Raw genomic sequence first — 21,097 nt, 5'->3', positions numbered from 1 at the left:
GTACCTAATAACTCACAAAAACTTGGTTGGGGGATACGAATGAAAAAAATGCTACTCGCGTTCGGCATGGCCGGCGCTCTTTTTGGTGGTTCTGTTGCATGGGCTGAAGAAGCTGCAACAGCAACAACACCGACAGAAGAAATTGTGCTTGTTGAAGAAGCAGGCGATACAACAAATACAACAACAGACACTACAACAGCAATTGCTGAAGCAGCGCCAGTTGAAGCTGCAGCACCTGCAGAAGAAGAACCAACGCTAGATACCGGCGATACCGCCTGGGTTTTAACCTCTACCGCTCTAGTTTTACTCATGACCATTCCTGGCTTGGCGCTATTTTATGGTGGTATGGTCCGTAAGAAAAACGTTCTGGCGACGATGGCACATAGCTTTATTGCTGCGGCTGTGGTCAGTATTGCCTGGGTGATTATTGGTTATACCCTAGCTTTCGGTGAAGGCAATGCCTTTATAGGCGGTCTGGACAAGTTCATGTTGGCCGGTATTACCACAGAGGCGCTTTCAGGCACGATTCCTGAAATCCTGTTTGTGATTTTCCAAATGACCTTTGCCATCATTACGGTTGCCATCATCAGCGGTTCGATTGCAGAACGTATGAAATTTGGTGCTTTCGTTGCTTTCATCGCACTTTGGGTGGTGATCGTCTATGCACCAATTACCCACTGGGTATGGGGTGGCGGCTGGTTAGGTAACGACGGCGCGCTTGATTTTGCCGGTGGTACGGTTGTACATATCAACTCGGGTGTTGCCGGTCTGGTAGCAGCGTATATGTTAGGCAAACGTATGGGCTTGGGTCGTGAATCTATGGCACCGCATAACCTAACGCTTACTGTGGTCGGTGCATCTTTGCTTTGGGTAGGCTGGTTCGGTTTCAACGGTGGTTCTGCATTAGGTGCCAACGGTTCTGCAGGCTATGCTTTGATCGTGACTCAAGTCGCAGCAGCGGCCGCAGCCATCTCTTGGTTAATCACTGAAAAACTGGCACGTGGTAAAGCTTCTGTATTAGGCGGTGTATCGGGTGCAGTTGCTGGTCTGGTGGTCATTACTCCAGCTGCAGGTTTTGTGACTGTAGGCGGTGCATTGGCGATGGGTCTGATCGGTGGTGTGGTATGTTTCTGGGGGATTACTGCACTGAAACGCGCATTGAAAGCCGATGATTCTTTAGATGCTTTTGGTTTGCATGGTGTAGGTGGTATTGTCGGCGCGATTTTAACCGCGTTCTTTGCTAGCGAATTCATCATGGGTGACAATGCCCCTGCCAATGTCATGCATCAGCTTTGGGTGCAAGTGGAAGGTGTACTGGCAACCATTGCTTACTCTGCGATCATGACCTTCATTATCCTGAAAGTCATTGACTTGATCATTGGAATCCGTGTGGCATCTGATGATGAGCGTATGGGTCTGGATTTAAGCCAACATGGCGAACGTGTCGAATAATAATAAATACACCATAATCAATATATAGTGTAAAACAGCCCGAATGGGCTGTTTTTTTTCTATATGTTGCGTAAAACTCTACAAAGTTTGTAATTTTTGCTACACTCGGAATCCATCTGGATTTGTTCAATTAAACCGCTATGCATTGCCCATTTTGCAATACTGCAGACAGTAAAGTGATTGATTCACGCCTGGCAGCTGAAGGCTGTCAGATTCGTCGTCGCCGTGAATGTGTCAGTTGTAATGAACGCTTCACTACCTTTGAAAGCTATGAAGTGGTGATGCCGCGCGTCATCAAGTCGGATGGCAAAAATGAACCTTTCGATGAAGCCAAATTACGCCGTTCCCTGATGCATGCCTTGCAAAAACGCCCGGTGACCCAGGAGCAGATTGAAACAGTGCTGAGCGATATTCAGCTACAGATTCGCCGTCTGGGTGAGCGTGATGTGAAATCACGTACCATCGGTGAAATCGTGATGCAGTCTTTATTCGCACTTGATCATGTTGCTTATGTGCGTTTCGCTTCGGTCTATCAGGATTTTCAGGATGTCGAAGCTTTTCGTCATCAGATTGAACAGATGCAACAACGAGAATTACAAGAATAAGCATGGCTGAACTGAATCAAGATCAAATCTGGATGCGCCGGGCCATTGAATTGGCACGTCAGGGGCAATATTCCACCAAACCGAATCCGAATGTCGGCTGTGTCATTGTTAAAGATGGCATCGTCATTGGTGAGGGTTTTCATCCCCAGGCAGGACAGCCGCATGCCGAGGTGTTTGCGCTGCGTCAGGCGGGTGAGCAGGCACGTGGTGCAACCGCTTATGTGACTTTAGAACCTTGTGCGCATTATGGCCGGACGCCGCCTTGTGCCAAAGGCTTAGTCGAGGCAGACGTGGCTAAAGTTGTCGTGGCCTGTCCTGATCCCAATCCGCTGGTGGCCGGCAAGGGTGTACAGATCCTGAAAGATGCTGGCATTGAGGTAGACGTTGGCATCTGTGAAGATGAAGCGCATCAGCTGAATCAAGGCTTCCTGAAAGCCATGGCGACTGGTCAGCCGTATGTGCGTTTAAAAATTGCCTCAAGCCTGGATGGTCGTACTGCCATGGCATCGGGTGAATCGAAATGGATTACCGGTGTGGAAGCGCGTCAGGATGTGCAGCATTGGCGTGCAATTTCAGGCGCGGTGATCACCGGAATTGATACAGTTCTTGCGGATGACTGTCAGCTGAATGTGCGTCAATTGGATGGCGTTGAAGATATCAAGACAGTGGTGCAACCGAAACGGATTATTCTGGACCGTCAGGGGCGTTTACCACTCAACGCAAAAATTTTAGTGCAAGCCGACACCGTGATGGTGATGGGACCATTTCGTCAGGAGCTTGCAGATCTGGGTGTGCTACACTTGCCGGTACAGCCTTTAGCAGAATTATTAAAGCAACTGGTTCAACAGCATCAGATTTATGATGTCTTGGTGGAAGCAGGGGCGACCTTATCTACGGCATTTTTACAACAAAAATTGGTTGATGAACTGATCAGTTACGTTGCACCGACCCTATTGGGTCAGTCTGCGCGTACCATGTTTAATGCAGAATTTAGCCATATGGCCGAACAACTCCGATTTAAGCTGCGCGATGTAACTCGCTTGGGTGATGACGTGCGCTTTAGGCTAATTCCTTTTCAAGAGACATTATGAGTTCAGAGTCTACTGTTTATCATAAACGTCGCCATGCGGCACGTACCACCGATGAATATCTTTTCCATCAACTGGTTCCCTATCTGGGCAATAAGCGCCGTTTACTGCATTTAATTCTGGAAGCTCTGGAGAGTACGGGAACCCTGAAACGTAGCGATGGCCGTGCTCCAATCTTTGCTGACTTTTTTGCAGGTTCAGGCGTGGTCTCGCGTTTGGCCCGTCAGAATGGTTATCGCGTCATTGCCAATGACTGGGAACCGTATAGCCATGCGCTGAATCATGCGGTACTGGCCTGTACTGAAGCACCGGCATTTAAAGAACTCGGTGGCTATCAGAAAGCGATTGATTATCTGAACCGTCTGCCGGAAGTTAAAGGCTGGGTGACGCATAACCTGTGTCCGCGTAATGATGAAATTTATGATCCAGCCCGTGATCGTTTGTTCTTTAAACGTCGTAACGGCATGCGTATTGATGCCATCCGTCAGCAGATTGCAGCCTGGCAGGCACAAGGTGCAATTGATGATGTGGAAATGTCTGCCTTGCTGGCACCCTTGCTGTATTCCGCCAGTTTTGTCAGCAATACTTCTGGTGTTTTCAAAAGCTTTCACCATGGTTGGGGCGGGAAAACCCAAACTGCGCTGGAACGGATTGAATCTTTACTATGGTTAACGCCAAGTCGTTTTTGTGAATCGGATCAGAAAAAAGGAATGGCCGCAGAAATGTGGTGTGTCGATGCCCAGCATTTGGCCAACCAGATGAGTGGTTTTGAAGTAGATGTAGCTTATCTGGATCCACCGTATAATCAGCATGCCTATAGCAGTAATTATCATGTGCTGAATGCGCTGACCTTATGGGATCAGGCCGATTTGCCGACTCCAGATACCAAGGGCTTTAAGAGCGGGATTGACCGGGCATGGCGCAAAGAGCGTCCGAGCCAGTACAATTCCTCTAAATATGCCAAAGAAGCTTACGAGAGCCTGTTGGCCACCATCAATGCACGTTTCATTCTGACCAGTTATTCAACTGACGGTAATATCAGCGCTACCGATTTGTTACAGGCCAATCTGAAACGTGGCCGGGTGACCTTGCTAACCCAGGATGTGCCGCGTTATCGTGTTAGCAAACAGCGCCAGTCTGAACGTGCCCGCGTGCTGGAATTTATTGTGATTACCGATACCCACGCCAAGTCAGGTCCACCGATCCGTCAATTACTCAGCCAGCTGCATCATTATGCAGAATTGGGTGGTGTGGATACGACCGGCGTTAGTACCCAGTTGGCCCTCTGGTAAAAGAATTGAAAAGGAAATAAAAATGTTTACAGGTATTATCGAAAGCCTCGGCAAAGTCGAAAGTCTGCAAAGCGTTGGTGGTGATGTACGTTTACGCATCCAGACCGATCTGGACATGTCTGATGTACATCTGGGTGATTCTATCGCGACCAATGGTATCTGCCTGACCGTGATCGACTGGGGCGAGAACTGGTATGCGGCTGATGTTTCCCGTGAAAGTCTGAACCGGACCACGCTCGGCACCTGGAAAGCCGGTCAACCTGTCAATGTTGAAAAAGCCATGTTGCCGACTACGCGTTTTGGCGGTCATATTGTGTCAGGTCATGTCGATGCAGTCGGCGAGATCACCCTGGTACGTGAAGATGCACGTTCAATTTATTATGAAGTGACTGCACCTGCTGAAATTGCCAAATATCTCGCAGAAAAAGGCTCGGTCACAGTCGACGGCATCAGTCTAACGATTAATCATTTGCGTGGTAGCGTGATTAGTCTGAACCTGATTCCACATACTGCTGAACGGACCAATATCGGTACCTGGAAAGTCGGTAGCAAGGTCAATCTGGAAGTGGATGTATTGGCACGTTATATCGAGCGTTTATTGCTCGGCGATAAAGCCGCCGAAACCACTGAACAATCAAAAATCAGCATGGATTTCCTGGCTGAAAATGGTTTCTTAAAATAAAAGAAATGTTGATTTACTGAACAGTCTGATTGAAAAATTAGACTGTTTTTTTATTTTTCGGGATAATCAGCAGTTCAACTTGCAAATATTGCCTTGGTGGACGGGTCGAATGCTCGATTTTTTACTTAACTTGGAACAGTCATTGCCGCTATTGCTCGATCAATATGGGGTATGGATTTATGCAATCCTGTTTCTGGTGATTTTTGCAGAAACCGGTTCGGTGTTTTTCTTTTTCCTGCCCGGCGACAGTCTATTGTTGGCTGTGGGAGCTTTGTGCGCCAGCAGCGATCTGGTGACCCTGCATTCGATGGGGCTGTTGTTATTCACTGCCTCGGTGCTGGGCTATAGCGTGAATTATTACACCGGAAAAGTTCTCGGTTTAAAATATTTCAATCAACATTCACGTTATTTCAAGCCGGAATATATGGTGAAAACCAACCACTATTTTATGAAACATGGCGGTAAAACTATTTTAATCGCACGTTTTATTCCCTTTGTCCGCTCATTTGGCCCTTTTGCCGCCGGTTCAGCGCATATGAGCTTTGCCACATTCAGCTTTTACAATATTGCGGGTGGCATCCTCTGGATTGGCACTTTATTAAGCATTGGCTATCTGCTCGGAAATGCTGCCTTTATGCTGGCAGATTTTTTGTAAGATGCGACATAGAAGATAAAAAAGCCCGAATTTTCGGGCTTTTTTAATGTGAAAGGATCATTTAAATATTGTGAGGCTGATCAGAAAATTCAGAATTTTTCAGCATATACTCGATTTCTTCTTTGGCTGCCGCACGCATTTTTTCACGAAGTGCATTCACGGTCTGTTCAATCACGGTTTCTGCCTCAAGTTCCAGACGTAAACGCACACTTTCTAATTCGGATAAAATGGACTGGTCCTCAATCTGGATGCGACCTTTGGCAAAATCAAAAGTCGTCTCAGGATTTTTTGCATAACGTGCGACATAGTGCTGCACTTCAGCCTCTAGATGCGTATTTATTTCAGCGAGCGCCTGACTCTGTTCGCTAAATTTGCGCTGTTCCTCATGACGTAGCTGTTCTTGATAGACCTGTTCTTCGGCACGTTTCTCGGCCAAGGCCTTTTCAAGCGCAAGCTGTTTGCGAATACGGGCTTCTTCAATCAATTCGGCCTTGCGCTGCGCATACGCGGCTTCGATCTTGCGTTCAGATTCCTGTTGCAAGCGCTGGTCGCGACTCTGCCATTCTTCCAAAGACGTTTCTGGCTTTAAAATATCGCAGATCCGAGAGAGGTCATCGATAAAGGTCTGACGTACAGCTTCCGGCACATTTAACCAGCGCTGTTTAAAATCGGGACCTACATTTAATGCCACGTGCCTCTCCTTGTGGATGATATCGGTTAAAGCTTATGGGTGTCCGGTTCAATACCTAAACGACGATATTGCTTGAATTTTTCACGACCCAGCTGTTTAGCCGTTTCATGGTTTTCAATGATCTCAATAATGTGACTAAATTTTGCGTAAGGTTCAAGTGCTTCCGGATTAAAATTGAAAATAATCCAGTCGGACTGTTCCGGTAGTGTCGCCGAAATACAGACCGTGGCCTGAGGCTGGTCAATACCATGTGGAATAAAACTGACTGGATCAAAACTCCACAAACATTCATCTAGCTGCTGTTGCAAATCTGTATCGGCACACAGTAACCAGATCCGCGCCGGCTGACGCAGAATCTTACGACATAAACGACAAGTGCTGTCCACTTGTCGTTCAGGGCTTTTTTCAAATAAATAAAAGCTGACTTTAGCCATTGCTTTGAACGCGATTCGCCAGGAATTGCATTAATAATGGGACTGGACGGCCCGTTGCGCCTTTATTGGTACCTGAGTTCCACGCTGTGCCTGCAACATCGAGATGTGCCCAGCGATATTCACGGGTAAAACGTTGCAGGAAGCAGGCTGCAGTCACAGAACCGGCTTTTGGACCACCGATATTGCCAATGTCGGCAAATGGTGAATCCAGTTGTTCCTGATAGTCTTCCAGTACCGGCATACGCCATACCCGGTCAAAGGAATGCTGGCCGGCAGCTTCTAGTTCTGCTGCCAGTTTATCATCTGGCGTGAACAGACCCGTTAGTACTGAACCCAAAGCGACCACACAGGCACCGGTTAAGGTCGCAATATCAATCACCAAAGCAGGATTAAAACGTTTTACATAGGTCAAGGTATCACATAGGACCAAACGACCTTCGGCATCGGTATTCAGGATTTCAACCGTCTGACCGCTCATGGTCGTTACGATATCACCAGGACGGGTGGCTTTACCTGAAGGCATGTTTTCTGCTGCAGCGATGGTTCCCACCACATGTAGAGGTAAGCGGGCTTCGCACAATGCACGCATTGTACCGAGTACAGAAGCTGCACCGCACATGTCGTATTTCATCTCGTCCATGCCTGCGCCTGGTTTAAGGGAAATACCGCCGGTATCAAACGTAATGCCTTTACCCACCAAGACTACCGGTGCTTCGCTACGCTCTGACTGATATTCCATGCTGATAATCCGACCAGGACGCTCTGAACCTTTACTTACCGCAAGGAAGGCGCCCATGCCTAAATCTGCCATTTGCTGTTCATCCAGCACTGTGACTTTAAGTAGGTCTGGATATTCAGCCGCCAAAGCCACCGCCTGTTCTGCAAGATATTCAGGGAAACAGATATTGCCCGGACGGTTGCCCAGGTCACGTGCCAGATTTTGTCCGCTTTGCACTGCTTGTACCTGTTGCAACTGTTCGGTAGTTAAGACGCTATGAGTGGCAATCAGGTCGATCTGCTCGAGCACAAATTCATTCTTCTTGGATTTATATTCATCATAACCATAGCTGGCCTGAGTCAGGAAGAGCGCAAACAGATAATGGAATTCTTGTGGAAGTTGTGTCAGATCTACAGAAATCTGTTTGAATTTTTTTTGAGTGACTTGAATAATAGTTTGCGCGATTTTTGCAAGTTTTGCCGGTTGCAGTTCAGCGACCTTGCCTAAACCAATTAGTGCTGCATGGCTGGACTGGCTCACCTGACCAATCAGGCTCAGGCTTTCCGCCAACGCTGCCTTGAATTGAGAGGCTTCAATTAATGTGTCTAAATTATTGATTTGATAGGTTGCGGTTGTATTCTGAAGTTGTTCTGAGTCAACTAAAATCAACAAAGATTGACTTGATCCATTCTCTGGGAATGACGTATTAATTGTAAGTTTCATATTCTGTTTTCACGCCTGTCTAGATGGGTAAATCATTCAGTCATTGAAACATTTATCCGAATAGATTTTCAATGGGCAGGGCGGCCTAGGTTTTATATTTTTGCTATTCGGGTAAACTAGCACTCGTTTTATGGACCTTATTTTGGAAGAATTAATTTGATTATTCGGCGTTATCTGGTCAAGCAAGTTGTCTCGACATCCTTGGTGGTGATTGCCTTATTGACCTTGATCATGATGGGCGGTCGACTGATCAAGTATTTTGGTGTCGCGGCGCAAGGCCGTCTGGATGCAGGCATTTTATTTAGCATTATTGGCTACCGTTTGCCTGAATTCTTGACCCTGATTCTTCCGCTCGGTTTCTTTATTGGACTGATGCTGGTGTTTGGCCGTTTATATGTCGACCATGAAATGGCCGTGATGAATGGCAGTGGCGTCAGTCGGCATCAATTGGCGCGTCTACTGGTGCCGATGACCCTGGTGTTTTTGATTGCTCAGGCCGGATTGATGCTGTGGGCTGCGCCGTGGGGCATTCGCCAGTTTGAAGCCCTGACCACCAGTCAGGCGGTACGTACCGGCTTTGACCTGGTGCGACCGAAAGAATTTATCTCCTCTGGGCCCTATACCATTTATGCCGGTGACCTGTCAGAAGACCGTAAAAATTTAAAAGATATTTTCTTTTATCAGCGTGCGGAAAAAGAAGGCAAACCGGATGTGATGATTCTGGCGCAGGAAGCCACCCGAATTGAAGTACCGAATGATGCTGCCAATGTGGTGGATTTGGTCAATGGACGCCGTTATGAGATCTATCCGGGTACACCGCAATATACTCAAGCTGAATTTGAAAGCTATCGTCTGCGCTTAGAAAGCGATGAAGAAGCGCAATTTGCCAGTACTGAAGTTGAGGCCTTACCGACCTCGCAATTGTGGCAGAACCGTCAGGATCCTGTGGTGGCCAGTGAGTTGGGCTGGCGGGTGTTTGTTCCTTTTGCGATTCTGATTGCCCTGATTCTGGCTGTGGCCTTGTCTGAAGTGAGTCCACGACAGGGTCGATATCTCAAGTTATTTCCTGCCCTCATGATTTTTGCCAGTCTGATTGTGGCCCTGATGGCAGTGAAGACGCGGATCAGTAAAGAAGAAATGGGCATTTGGGCCTATCCATTGATTCTGATTGCCTATGCAATTGCGGGTGCCTTGTTCTCGCGTAAACAGAAATTAGGCCCGAAAATCAAGAAACAGATTCAGCGAGTGAGGTCTTAACAATGTTGGCACGTCGTATAGTTGCAAAACATGTGACCCAAACCACTGCGCTGGCGATGCTGGGTGCAACCGGGGTATTGGCGGGTTTACAGGTATTATTTACTTATCTGGGTGAGCTTGGTTCGCTCAAAGATGGTTATGGTGCCTGGGATGCCTTGAAATATGTGCTTTGGGGCGCACCAAATTATTTATATGAAATCCTGCCGATTTCTGCACTGATTGGTGCAGTTTTAGGTCTTGGTACATTAGCCTCGAATAGTGAGCTGATTGTGATGCGTTCGGTCGGCGTGAGCTTATGGCGTATTGTCGGGTGGGTGATCCGTTCAGCACTGTTGTTGGTGGTGTTGTCATTTGCCCTGAGCGAGTGGGTCATTCCTTATACCAATGAACAGGCCAAAAGCGTAAAAAGTGCCAGTAAAGCCGCTCAGCTCGGTGAAGTTCGTGGTTACTGGACTCGGGAAGGGCAGCGCTTTATTTATATCGATTATGCTAACTCGCAAGGTCAGTTGAAAAATGTGCAGATGCTGGACTTTGACCAGAACTATCGTTTGCGCGGTACCTTGCAGGCAGATCAGGGCCAATTTGTTAAAGATGGTTCCTGGACGCTGGACAACACAGAGCAGTTCGATATTCTCCAAAATGGTAATGCCACACTGGTTAAGCAGCAACAGCAACCTTTAGCGCTAGCATTACAGCCTAAATATGTGCATATGGTGACGATTGATCCTGAAGATTTATCGCCGAGTCAACTGGTCAGTTTCATGAGCTATATGCATGAATACAGCCAGGTGCCTAAAACCTATCAGCTGGCCTTCTGGCAAAAACTCGGCTCGCCTTTTGCCCTGATTGCACTAGTAGTGATCGCCTGTTCATTTATCTTCGGGCCATTACGTCAGCAATCCATGGGTTTTCGTCTGGTGATAGCTTTATTTGCCGGACTGGGTTTCTTCTATCTGCAGGATTTCCTCGGCTATGCCAGCTTGATCTATGCACCGTCTCCGGCCTGGTTCGTGTTTATTCCGATTCTGATCATGTTCGGCATTGGCGGATACTTGCTGCATCGGGCACGCTAAGGTACAGGAAAATAGAACAAATCAATCATCATGAGAGGCTTAAACCATATAGGGGTCATGGCCTCTTTTTATAAACTTCGCTAAAATAGAGCGATTAATTCGTAGACGAACAGAGTATTTCATTATGACGGATGCAACTGCTGGCAAAATCCCTCACATTTTGGTGATTATGGATGGTGTGGGTCATCGCGAAGCGGTCGAAGACAATGCGTTTTTAGCAGCTAAACGACCAAATTTAACTGCGATACAGGACAAGCATCCGCATGGTTTGATCTCGGGTTCAGGTGAAGATGTCGGCCTGCCAGATGGCCAGATGGGTAACTCGGAAGTCGGACATATGAACCTCGGCGCAGGTCGTGTGCTGTATCAGGACTTTACCCGGATTACCAAAGACATTCGTACGGGCGACTTCTTTGAACATGAAGTTCTGGTCGATGCAGTTGAGAAAGCCAAAGCTGCAGGTGGGGCAGTACATTTGCTTGGCCTTTTGTCTGAAGGTGGTGTGCACTCCCATGAAGATCATATTGTGGCGATGGCAGAGCTAGCGCTAAAACGCGGTGCGCAAGTCTATTTACATGCATTCTTAGATGGTCGTGATACGCCGCCTAAAAGCGCACAACCTTCTTTAGAAAAACTCGATGCCTTATTCGCTCAATATCCAGGTCAAGGTCGTATTGCCACCATGATCGGCCGTTATTTTGCCATGGATCGTGACAACCGTTGGGATCGTGTTGAACAGGCCTATCGGTTGTTGACTGAAGGTGAAGCGGTTCGTACAGCTGCCAGCGCAGTTGAAGGTTTGGAACAGGCTTACGCAGCCGATGAGTCGGATGAGTTTGTTAAAGCGACCCGTATTGGCGATCTGGCGAAAATTCAGGATGGCGACAGCGTCGTATTTATGAACTTCCGTGCCGATCGTGCCCGTGAATTGACTCGCGCATTTGTAGAAAAAGACTTTGCAGGTTTTGAACGTAAAGTGGTGCCAAATCTGGCGAAGTTTGTCATGCTGACGCGTTATCAAGCCACGATTGATGCACCTGTAGCGTATATGCCTGAAGCGTTGAAAAACTCGATTGGTGAATACTTATCTGATTTGGGTAAAACACAGCTGCGCATTGCGGAAACAGAAAAGTATGCGCATGTGACTTTCTTCTTCAGCGGCGGCCGTGAAGATGAATACCCAGGTGAAAAACGTATCCTGATTCCATCGCCAAGCGTAGCCACTTATGACCTTAAACCGGAAATGAGTGCTTATGAAGTGACTGATGAGCTGGTGGCTGCGATCAATTCAGGTGAATTTGACCTGCTGGTGGTGAACTTTGCCAATGGTGATATGGTCGGTCATACGGGTGTATTCGATGCTGCGGTGAAAGCTGTTGAAGCGGTTGATACCTGTTTGGGCCGGGTTTATGAAGCGGTAATGGCGCAAAAAGGTCATATGATTGTGACTGCCGATCATGGTAACGTAGAGCAGATGCAGGACTATCACAGTGGTCAGGTACATACTCAGCATACCACTGAATTGGTTCCGTTTATTTATGTCGGCCCAACTCAGGCCACGATTGCAGAAGGCGGTGTATTGGCAGATGTAGCGCCGACTTTATTAAGTCTGATGCAAGTTCCGGTACCTGCTGAAATGCAAGGTCGTAACCTGATTCAGCTTGATGCATAATTTTCGATAAAATTCTAAAAAGGTCAAAGAATGGCAAGAACACGCTGGAAGTCTGTTGTAATACCATGCTTAGTGATGTGTTTGAGTCATTCAGCTTGGGGTGCGGGTTCAAATGAGCCGGCATTCGATGATATGGAAATGGATGGGCAGGTCTATTCCGAAATTCCTGTGGCATCCATTCAAGAATTCGTACAAATTTATGGCATCGTAAAAGATAATTATATCCAAGATAAAAATGACGATGCCTTGTTTCAACAGGCCATTCAGGGTCTGGTCAGTGGCTTAGATCGCTATTCCCGTTATTTGTCGCCTGAAGATTATAAGCAACTGCGTGAATATACCGAAGGTGATCTGGCCAGCATTGATTTTGATCTGCAATTTGACCCGCGGTTGAAGCAATGGGTAGTTCAGGGACTGAGTTCCGATGCTGATTCAGCCAAGCAGGGACTTCGAAATGGCGTCACGGTTTATAAAATTGACGATCAGGTATTAAATAGCCTGAATCAGGAGCAAGTCCGGCAGTTATTGAGCGGAGCCGTTGGCTCTACGCTCATGATCCAGCTTTCCCCGCAAAGTCCGGCCGTTCGTCTGGTCCGCAATACCAAGCTGGATACCGAAATTAAATCGAGCTTGCACAATAACCAGGTGCTGGTTTTACAGGTCAAGGTTTTTCAGCAAGATACTGCCAATGAAATCAAACGTCTGATTGAAAGTTATTCGGATAAACGCTTAAAAGCCGTATTATTTGATCTGCGCAATAATCCCGGTGGCTTACTCTCGGCTGCAGTTGAATCTGCCGATTTATTTTTGAATCAGGGCGTGATTGTCTCGACCAAAAGCCGTGCTGAAGGCAATCAGCAATTTCAGGCCTTGCCGAGTTTTGAGTTCCAGAATCTGAAAGTTGGGGTGCTGATTAATAACCGTTCGGCTTCTGCAGCAGAAGTGTTTACTGCAGCCTTGAAAGAACATAATCGTGCCTGGGTAGTCGGAGAAAAGAGCTATGGCAAAGGCGTAGTACAGAAACTCTTTCCTTTAAGCAATGGTTCAGCCTTACAGATGACCGTATCGCAATACTTTAGCCCGAGTGGCCAGATGATTGAAGGGCGGGGCGTGCAGCCGCATTTCAACTATCCCTTTAAGCAGGAAATGCGTGAGGAGAGCTATTTGGAACATGTCACAGACTTGCTGCTCCTGCAAAAATAATTATTCGTCTTCTTCGGTATCCAGTCCGAACTTTTTCAAACGATAGCGCAGGGAACGGAACGACATGCCGAGTTTTTTTGCGGCCAGTGTTCGGTTCCAGTGAGTCAGATTCAGCGCATTGAGTAAAATTTCTTTCTCGACCTTTTCCAAATATAGCTCTAGACCCTCTTCAGGCAGCTTTTTAGGTGCAATCAGGGTTTCGGTCGCAATGATCTCGCTCGTGAGCGTATTCATCTCCTGAGAGCTGTTTAGCGCCTGACGTAGCGGTGCACTCTGCAAATGCTGAAGATCAATCCGCTCTTCATCACTTAAAGTAATCGCGCGTTCCATAATATTACGCAATTCACGTACATTACCTGGATAATATTGTCCCAATAAGAACTCTTTACTGCGTTCGGTCAGTTTTTTATTGGGAATGCCCCATTCCTGGCAAATCTTCTGAATAAAGTGTTCGGCCAATAACGGAATATCCTGGCCGCGTTCACGCAATGGCGGTAAAGTCAGATCCATTACATGAATACGGAAATATAAATCCTGACGGAATTTGCCTTGTTGCACCAAGGCTTCCAGATCCTGATGGGTGGCACTGATCACGCGGAAATCCACATCAATTTCGGTATCTGAACCGAGTGGACGAATACGTTTTTCCTGTACGGCACGTAACAGTTTGACCTGCATGGAAAGCGGTAATTCTGCAATTTCATCCAGAAACAGGCTGCCCCCATGTGCAGATTGAATCAGTCCCTGTTTGTCCTGAGCAGCGCCGGTAAAGCTGCCTTTTTTATGTCCAAACAGTTCACTTTCCATCAACTCAGTCGGAATGGCGCCACAGTTAATCGCAATAAAAGGACCTTCATTGCGGTTACTCAGGCGATGGACCAGATTGGCCACGACTTCTTTACCTGTTCCCGATTCACCCGTGATAAAAACCGGTGCCTGGGATCGGGCAATTTTTTGTAAGGTAATGCGCAATTGCTGAATCGGCAGGGATTGTCCAATCAGCATTTTATGTTCGAGCGCATCGTTCGGATTATTATGCGAATAATCCACCGGTTTATTCAGCGCTTTTTGTAAGAGTTGCTCTAGGTGTTTTTGATTAATCGGTTTACTGACAAAATCAAAAGCCCCTGCTTTAAGCGCGGCAATGGCGATTTCCATGTTGCCATAGGCGGTCAGAACCGCGACCGGAAGTGCCGGATAGAGGTTGCCTATCCAGTCCAGAAGCTCCAAACCATTGCCATCGGGAAGGTTTAAGTCGGTCAGACAGGCATCATATTGATGATTGGCAAGGCATTTTTTAGCGTCTTCCAAACGATGGGCAATGTGCGTGCGAATTCCCATGCGCAGCAATGACATTTGCATGAGGGTACATAAATCTTCCTCATCATCCACCAAGAGCACCAGTGGTTGTTGTTCCCCATTCATCTTCCTTGACCCCTTTAAAGCGTAATACGTTGACAGCTGATGCGAAAGCATGCGCCCTGTTCTTGTTGTATATAGTTTAATTGTGCCTGATTTGCTTCGCAAAAACTATGTGATAAATACAATCCTAATCCGGTACCACTAATCGATGTGCTAAAAAAGGGTTTAAACAATAGAGCTTGGTCATGTACGGCTACGCCAGAGCCAAAATCCCGTACGTCAATCCAGACCCGATGTTCATAGGGATGCACATTCAGCTGAATATAAGCAGCATCGGCTGAATTGTGACGAATCGCATTACGAATCAGATTAATCAGGATTTGCCGGAACTGTGCTTCATCAAACTGAATCACCAAAGGGATATCAATATTAAATTGAATCTGATCGCGAATATCGGCCAAATCTTCCTGGATAAATAACGGGATAAATTCATTGAGATGAATCGGCACCGGATGGGTTTCTTTATTTTTGACCATATTTAGCGTGTCCTGAATAATTCGGTCAATCCGGGTCGCCTGTCGACCAATCATCTGCTGGAGTAGCTGTTGCTGTTCAGTTTCCGAGTCCAGATATAAATCATTGGCCTGTACAATGGCCGCCAATGGATTACGAATTTCATGAGCAATACTGGCTGATAGCTGACCCAGAGCAGCAAGTTTGAGTTGCTGCACCTGCTGATTTAATTTTTTGGCATCCTGTAACACCAGTAGCATTAGAGTCTGATGCGGCACAATCAGCTTTTGTACCTGCACATGAATATTATAGCGACTTTGCTGGGATTCAAACTGAAAGCGCTCACCATTTTCCAGGGTTTCAAAATGGATCAGTTCAAATAAATCTGGCTGTGACTGAGATAAGGTGAATTTCTCATGACCGTATTTGGACTCAATTCCCAAAAGATTACAGGCAGCGGGATTACTGAGTACCACATGGTAGTTTTCATCCAGTACCAGATAACCGGTTTCAATCTGTTCCAGAATATAGCGGTTAATATTCTGTAAGCGATGCAGTTCCAGTGATTGAGAGAAGTTCAAATTTTCTAGAATCTGAAAACGCCGCACGGCGATCTGCCCAGTGCCATAAACCACAAAAAACAAAAAGGCCAGCAGGGCGCTATTACTGATATTACTGAGTGATGAAAATGCAAAAATACTGCCGATAAAATGCTGATAAATAACGCTGATGACCGCAATAAGGGTGACAACTAAGGCCTTTTTTGCATCTAATAATAAAGATGCAGAAAAGATGGTAATCACAAACAGCAGCCCAATTTGCAGATTAGGACCGTCGCTCGCCAAAGTCAGCAAACTTAAAACGCAGACATCGCTAAAGAAAATCATAATCAGCTGCGGCTGGATCAGGCGTCTGATCCATTTCAGCACAAACAGCTGTACGGTATTGATCGCAACCCCGATTCCCAGTGCATAATAATACAGCTGCGGGTATTGATAATCGGTGGTGAGTTCGGGGTAGGTCAGCAGAAAAATCAGCAACAAACCGGTGCTGATCAGCAGACGATAAGCGCTGTACCAGATACCGAGATGGTATTGATTCAGTTCAGCATAGTTTTTTTGTTGTGCCATATGCACCGGAACTCGTTAAAAGCTAAGGTTTAATGAGTCCATAGCGCATGGCCAGATGAGTCAGTTTAACATCGCTATCGATATTCAGTTTTTCAAAAATACGGTAACGATAAGTATTCACGGTTTTAACACTCACAAAGAGCTTGTCGGCAATTTCCTGGGCGCTGATACAATTCACGACCATCATCGCGACTTGCATTTCACGTTCTGACAATGCATCAAAAGGCGATTGTTGTGTATCAGAAAGGTAAGAGCTTGCTAACTGTTCCGCAATGTCTGCACTGAAATATTTGCCGCCTTGCATGACTTTGTTAATCGCACGGACCATTTCCGAAATCGGGGCCCCTTTGGTGATATAACCTTTGGCACCGGCTTTCAATAACAGGGACGGATAAGGCTCTTCTGCTAAACCGCTAACCGCCAAAACTTTGGTTTCCGGCGCACTCTGAAGTAGACGGCGCGTGGTTTCTACGCCACCAATGCCCGGCATATTCACATCTAACAAAACTACATCAGGATGATGTTGACGAACTAGAGAGATCGCTTCTTCACCAGATTCAGCTTGTCCAATTACCTGAACCTCCGCATGGTCTTCTAGCATTCTGCAAATTCCAGTACGAACTAATTCATGGTCGTCCACAACTAAAACTGTGATCACCTACGCTCTCCCTCTGTTAAAAAAATCATTTTTTTGTTACATAAAGCAAAATAAGCTTGCAATGAAAGTACAAAATTAGCAATCCTATTCGCAAGATTAAATCTGAAACTTATCACACAGTGTCAAGAACAAAAAATGTTCGGCATTGTGTTTAAATGTAAGGCATATTAGAGGTAATACGCAAATCAATCTTACCTCTGTTAGTTGAGTGAAGGAATAGTGAAGAAAATAAACAAGTCTTTAAGGCATCTACTCGGCCTGTCCGTGTTAATCAGCATGAGCACGACAAGTTTTGCTGAAATCATTATGAATTCTGGCACGGCAGAGGGCGGTTCCAGCATTAGTTGGTCTTCTGAAGAAGTTAACCAGTTAATGAGCGATGATTTTAATGCCTCTGCCAATGAGCCTTCGCCACCCGGTTCAGCCACAGTGACTACCACTTTGCGTCAGGCCGGCACAGCAGCGCCAACAGCAGCCAAACCTGCTTATACTGCGCCACAGATTATTGATACGAATCATTTTAGTAATCAACCTTCTGTCAATGCACGGGCTGCACTGGTCATGGATGCACAAACCGGTGAAGTGCTGTTTAGCAAAAATACCAATACTGCCTATCCGATTGCATCGATTACTAAGCTGATGACAGCGGTGGTGATTTCTGATGCACGTCTGAATATGTCGGAAAAAATCACCCTGCAACAGGCTGATTTTTCCTGTTCAGGTTGTAAAAGCTCAAGCTCGACGCTAAGAGCAGGAGACAGCATGAACCGTGCTGAAGCTTTATTATTTGCTCTGATGAAGTCCGAGAACCCGGCTGCTGCCGCTTTGGCACGAACCTATCCGGGTGGTCGATCAGCATTTATTGCCAAAATGAATGCCAAAGCCAAAGAGCTGGGTATGAATTCTACCCACTTCATGGAGTCGACAGGTTTGCATCCGGGCAACGTGGCATCAGCTCGTGACTTGGGAATCTTGGTAAATACGGCCTCTCAATACGGCCTGATTCGTCAGTTCTCGACCACGCCAAGCTATGACTTTAACTTGGGTTATCGTGTATTGAAATCGAATAATACCAATGCCTTGGTACGTAATGGCGGATGGAATATCAATATTTCTAAAACCGGTTTTATTAATGAAGCAGGGCGCTGTGTGGTGATGCACACCACTCTGAATAACCGTCCTGTGGCAGTGGTACTTTTAGGTGCAAACAGCTCACAGGCGCGTACCAATGATGCGACCCGTTTAATGAGTTGGGTTAGCCAGCAACCTAAACGAATCTAATTGATTGGTTCATAAAAAAAACCCTGCACTTGCAGGGTTTTTTTAATTCTGGCCGAAATTACATATTCGACAGAATAGAGTCTTTAACTTGAGTCATGGTCGCATCAATCGACAGCATCACAGCATCAGCACATTGCTTGATAGCAGTGTCTGGATCTTTCAGACCGTTACCCGTTACGGTACATACGATCACTGAACCTTCAGCAATTTTACCCGCTTTAATGTCACGGATCGCGCCGCCGACAGACGCAGCAGACGCAGGCTCTACGAATACACCTTCATACATAGAAAGCAGACGTTGAGCTTCAAGAATCTCCGCATCAGTCAGTTCATCAAACCAGCCGTTTGAATCACGAACAACCGCTTTAGCATGATTGAAGCTTTGCGGATTGCCGATACGAATCGCAGTTGCAATAGTTTCCGGATTTTCTACTGGACCGCCACGAAGGAACGGTGCAGCACCAGAGGCTTGGTAACCTGCCATGATTGGCAAGCCAGCCGGTTTAGGACCAGTGAAAGCATCAGTTTCAGCATCGTAAACGACTTGCTCAAATTCTTCTTTCGACTGGTTAGCCACCGCTTCGGTATAACCCATCCAGTGTGCAGTGATGTTACCCGCGTTACCTACAGGCAGGCAGTGATAATCCGGTGCACGACCTAAAGCTTCAACAATTTCATAAGCAATGGTTTTTTGACCTTGCAGGCGGTACGGGTTGATTGAATTTACAATCGTCACCGGAGCCTGATCGGCAACTTCCTTAACTAGACGCATACCGTCATCGAAGTTACCGCGAATTTGCATGGTGATCGCACCATACATCATCGCTTGTGCCATTTTACCCATGGCAATTTTGCCTTCAGGGATGAGCACGAATGCTTTAATGCCGGCACGCGCAGCGTATGCAGCCGCTGCTGCAGAGGTGTTACCAGTAGATGCGCAGATGATGGCTTTAGAGCCTTCTTCAACGGCTTTGGTCACCGCCATAGTCATACCGCGGTCTTTAAATGAACCAGTCGGGTTTAAGCCCTCGTACTTCACATAAATTTCAACATCTTTACCAATAATGCGTGGAATATTCTCAAGCTTGATCAGTGGAGTATTACCTTCACCCAAAGAGATCGCACGAGTAGTTGCAGACACTGGTAAACGGTCGCGATAGCGGTCAACTAAACCAGTATAACGATTGGCATTCGACATGATGATGTTCCAATTGTGTGTAGAGCTTGGCAAGGGGAAGCCTCCCCTCAACCCGATTAATTATCAAGCGATTCTAAACGAATTCGTACAATTTCGCCATGAATGACGGGTAATGCTTGAATTTGTGAAAGCGCTGCATCCATTTTTGATTCCTTGACTGGATCAGTCAGAATCACGATAGGAATAAGGTCTTTGGATAAACGCGGTTGCTGCATGATCGCATCAATACTGATGCCGGCACGACTGAGAATCGTGGTCACATCGGCAAGCACGCCCATCTGATCTTCGGCATTAATACGGATGTAATAGCCGGTGGTCATTTGTTCGCGACTCAAGATCGGTAAATCACTGAGCGCTTCAAAAGCCAGTTGTGGAATGGTGCCTGCGCCGTCTTCTGTGTAAATGATGTCACGGACAATATCAACCACATCGGCAACAACCGCAGAAGCCGTTGGTCCCGCACCCGCACCCGCACCATAGTACAGTGTTGGGCCGACCGCATTGGCTTGTACCAGAACCGCATTTTTCACACCATTCACATTGGCAATCAGCTGGTCATCTGGAATCAGGGTCGGGTGTACACGGAGTTCAATCCCGGCATCGGTACGGCGTGCAATACCCAAGTGTTTAATCCGGAAACCGAGGTCTTCTGCATATTTCACATCTTGTGCAGTGACTTTGCCAATGCCTTCAGTAAAGACTTTGTCAAACTGTAGTGGAATACCAAAGGCACATGAGGCCAGAATCGTTAGCTTGTGAGCTGCATCAATTCCTTCCACATCAAAGGTCGGATCGGCTTCGGCATAACCGAGTTCTTGAGCTTCTTTTAGCACATCTTCAAAAGCGCGGCCTTTTTCACGCATTTCACTAAGAATGAAGTTACCCGTGCCGTTAATAATACCGGCCAGCCATTCAATCTTGTTGGCTGCCAGACCTTCACGAATCACTTTAATAATCGGAATGCCACCAGCCACTGCGGCTTCATAGGCAATCTGTACGGCATTGTCTTCAGCCGCTTTAAACAGTTCGTTGCCGTGTTCAGCCAAGAGTGCTTTGTTGGCCGTTACAATATGTTTGCCATGTTTCATGGCTTCCATAATAATTTCAAAAGCAGGATGAATCCCGCCCATCACTTCTACCACGACGTCTACATCAGGTTGACGTACGATGTCCATCAAGTCGGCACTCTGTTTGACCGATTCTGGCAGATCCAGATCAGGACGTGGACGACGGGTGCCTACATGGGTAATTTCAATTTCACGACCGGTGCGACGTTTGATCTCAGCAGCATTTTCTTTTAATAGTTTCAAGGCACCACCACCTACAGTACCAAGACCGAGGATTGCCAGACGAACTGGTTTCACGTCACACTCCAAATTAAACAGTTTTTTACGAGAGCCTAGATCATAG

At 46.7% G+C, this 21,097-nt stretch carries 19 protein-coding genes; 11 read left to right on the top strand and 8 right to left on the bottom strand.

All coding sequences use genetic code 11. The features are described 5' to 3' along the window. The first annotated feature begins 39 nt into the window (after positions 1–39). From AC13CK_RS07855 to AC13CK_RS07830, 6 genes are all read left to right on the top strand, one after another. Positions 40–1,452 carry an ammonium transporter gene (locus AC13CK_RS07855; protein WP_482831056.1) on the top strand — a complete coding sequence of 471 codons (1,413 nt, stop codon included), beginning with the start codon at positions 40–42 and terminating at the stop codon, positions 1,450–1,452. A gap of 140 nt (positions 1,453–1,592) precedes the next feature. After that, positions 1,593–2,057 carry a transcriptional regulator NrdR gene (gene nrdR, locus AC13CK_RS07850; RefSeq protein WP_004281044.1) on the top strand — a complete coding sequence of 155 codons (465 nt, stop codon included), beginning with the start codon at positions 1,593–1,595 and terminating at the stop codon, positions 2,055–2,057. A gap of 2 nt (positions 2,058–2,059) precedes the next feature. Then, positions 2,060–3,148, top strand: coding sequence for a bifunctional diaminohydroxyphosphoribosylaminopyrimidine deaminase/5-amino-6-(5-phosphoribosylamino)uracil reductase RibD (gene ribD / locus AC13CK_RS07845; RefSeq protein ID WP_425879304.1), 1,089 nt, complete (start codon positions 2,060–2,062; stop codon positions 3,146–3,148). Continuing rightward, the gene (locus AC13CK_RS07840) at positions 3,145–4,437 is read left to right on the top strand and encodes a DNA adenine methylase (protein ID WP_004281046.1); all 1,293 of its coding nucleotides are present in this window, start codon (positions 3,145–3,147) and stop codon (positions 4,435–4,437) included. Before ribD ends, AC13CK_RS07840 begins: the two co-directional genes overlap by 4 nt. A 22-nt stretch (positions 4,438–4,459) precedes the next feature. Beyond that, positions 4,460–5,119 carry a riboflavin synthase gene (locus AC13CK_RS07835; RefSeq protein ID WP_004732516.1) on the top strand — a complete coding sequence of 220 codons (660 nt, stop codon included), beginning with the start codon at positions 4,460–4,462 and terminating at the stop codon, positions 5,117–5,119. Between the two features lie 109 nt (positions 5,120–5,228). After that, a complete protein-coding gene (locus AC13CK_RS07830) occupies positions 5,229–5,774 on the top strand; it encodes a VTT domain-containing protein (RefSeq protein WP_004281049.1) in 546 nt (181 codons plus the stop codon). Between the two features lie 61 nt (positions 5,775–5,835). Here AC13CK_RS07830 and blhA read toward each other — a convergent pair whose 3' ends face one another. The 3 genes from blhA to AC13CK_RS07815 are packed head-to-tail and all read right to left on the bottom strand — an operon-like array spanning position 5,836 to position 8,340. Beyond that, positions 5,836–6,465 (bottom strand): cell division protein BlhA, encoded by a 630-nt coding sequence (gene blhA / locus AC13CK_RS07825; protein ID WP_425879307.1) that lies wholly within the window; start codon positions 6,463–6,465, stop codon positions 5,836–5,838. 26 nt (positions 6,466–6,491) lie between these two features. Further along, on the bottom strand, positions 6,492–6,899 hold the full coding sequence (locus AC13CK_RS07820; protein ID WP_174894119.1) for a DNA polymerase III subunit chi: 408 nt from the start codon (positions 6,897–6,899) through the stop codon (positions 6,492–6,494). After that, positions 6,892–8,340, bottom strand: a complete 1,449-nt coding sequence (locus AC13CK_RS07815) for a leucyl aminopeptidase (RefSeq protein ID WP_425879309.1) — start codon at positions 8,338–8,340, stop codon at positions 6,892–6,894. Before AC13CK_RS07815 ends, AC13CK_RS07820 begins: the two co-directional genes overlap by 8 nt. A 156-nt stretch (positions 8,341–8,496) precedes the next feature. Between AC13CK_RS07815 and lptF the strand changes: the two genes are divergently transcribed. The 4 genes from lptF to AC13CK_RS07795 all read left to right on the top strand — a co-directional run bounded on the left by lptF (position 8,497) and on the right by AC13CK_RS07795 (position 13,545). Then, positions 8,497–9,597, top strand: coding sequence for an LPS export ABC transporter permease LptF (gene lptF / locus AC13CK_RS07810; protein ID WP_004281053.1), 1,101 nt, complete (start codon positions 8,497–8,499; stop codon positions 9,595–9,597). Positions 9,598–9,599: 2 nt separating this feature from the next. After that, positions 9,600–10,670 (top strand): LPS export ABC transporter permease LptG, encoded by a 1,071-nt coding sequence (gene lptG / locus AC13CK_RS07805; protein ID WP_425879312.1) that lies wholly within the window; start codon positions 9,600–9,602, stop codon positions 10,668–10,670. Positions 10,671–10,794: 124 nt separating this feature from the next. After that, entirely contained in the window at positions 10,795–12,342 is a 1,548-nt protein-coding gene (gene gpmI, locus AC13CK_RS07800) for a 2,3-bisphosphoglycerate-independent phosphoglycerate mutase (protein ID WP_425879314.1), read from the top strand. Between the two features lie 30 nt (positions 12,343–12,372). After that, on the top strand, positions 12,373–13,545 hold the full coding sequence (locus AC13CK_RS07795; protein WP_425879316.1) for a S41 family peptidase: 1,173 nt from the start codon (positions 12,373–12,375) through the stop codon (positions 13,543–13,545). On the opposite strand, the gene AC13CK_RS07790 is transcribed toward AC13CK_RS07795, so the two are convergent. Genes AC13CK_RS07790 through gacA form a run of 3 tightly spaced genes read right to left on the bottom strand, consistent with a single transcriptional unit; the run spans position 13,546 to position 17,208 of the window. Then, on the bottom strand, positions 13,546–14,970 hold the full coding sequence (locus AC13CK_RS07790) for a sigma-54-dependent transcriptional regulator (protein WP_425879318.1): 1,425 nt from the start codon (positions 14,968–14,970) through the stop codon (positions 13,546–13,548). It lies immediately after the preceding gene. 14 nt (positions 14,971–14,984) lie between these two features. After that, positions 14,985–16,550, bottom strand: coding sequence for a sensor histidine kinase (locus AC13CK_RS07785; RefSeq protein WP_425879320.1), 1,566 nt, complete (start codon positions 16,548–16,550; stop codon positions 14,985–14,987). Between the two features lie 22 nt (positions 16,551–16,572). Beyond that, on the bottom strand, positions 16,573–17,208 hold the full coding sequence (gene gacA / locus AC13CK_RS07780) for a response regulator transcription factor GacA (protein ID WP_004281059.1): 636 nt from the start codon (positions 17,206–17,208) through the stop codon (positions 16,573–16,575). Between the two features lie 219 nt (positions 17,209–17,427). Between gacA and AC13CK_RS07775 the strand changes: the two genes are divergently transcribed. Continuing rightward, positions 17,428–18,489 (top strand): serine hydrolase, encoded by a 1,062-nt coding sequence (locus AC13CK_RS07775; protein ID WP_180037293.1) that lies wholly within the window; start codon positions 17,428–17,430, stop codon positions 18,487–18,489. A 58-nt stretch (positions 18,490–18,547) separates the two neighbouring features. Here AC13CK_RS07775 and thrC read toward each other — a convergent pair whose 3' ends face one another. Beyond that, positions 18,548–19,687, bottom strand: a complete 1,140-nt coding sequence (gene thrC / locus AC13CK_RS07770; RefSeq protein WP_425879322.1) for a threonine synthase — start codon at positions 19,685–19,687, stop codon at positions 18,548–18,550. A gap of 56 nt (positions 19,688–19,743) precedes the next feature. After that, positions 19,744–21,051, bottom strand: a complete 1,308-nt coding sequence (locus tag AC13CK_RS07765; RefSeq protein ID WP_034438395.1) for a homoserine dehydrogenase — start codon at positions 21,049–21,051, stop codon at positions 19,744–19,746. Positions 21,052–21,097: the final 46 nt, after the last annotated feature.

This window comes from Acinetobacter sp. L-24, from assembly GCF_056857555.1.
This window is presented reverse-complemented; position numbering and strand designations above follow the sequence as displayed.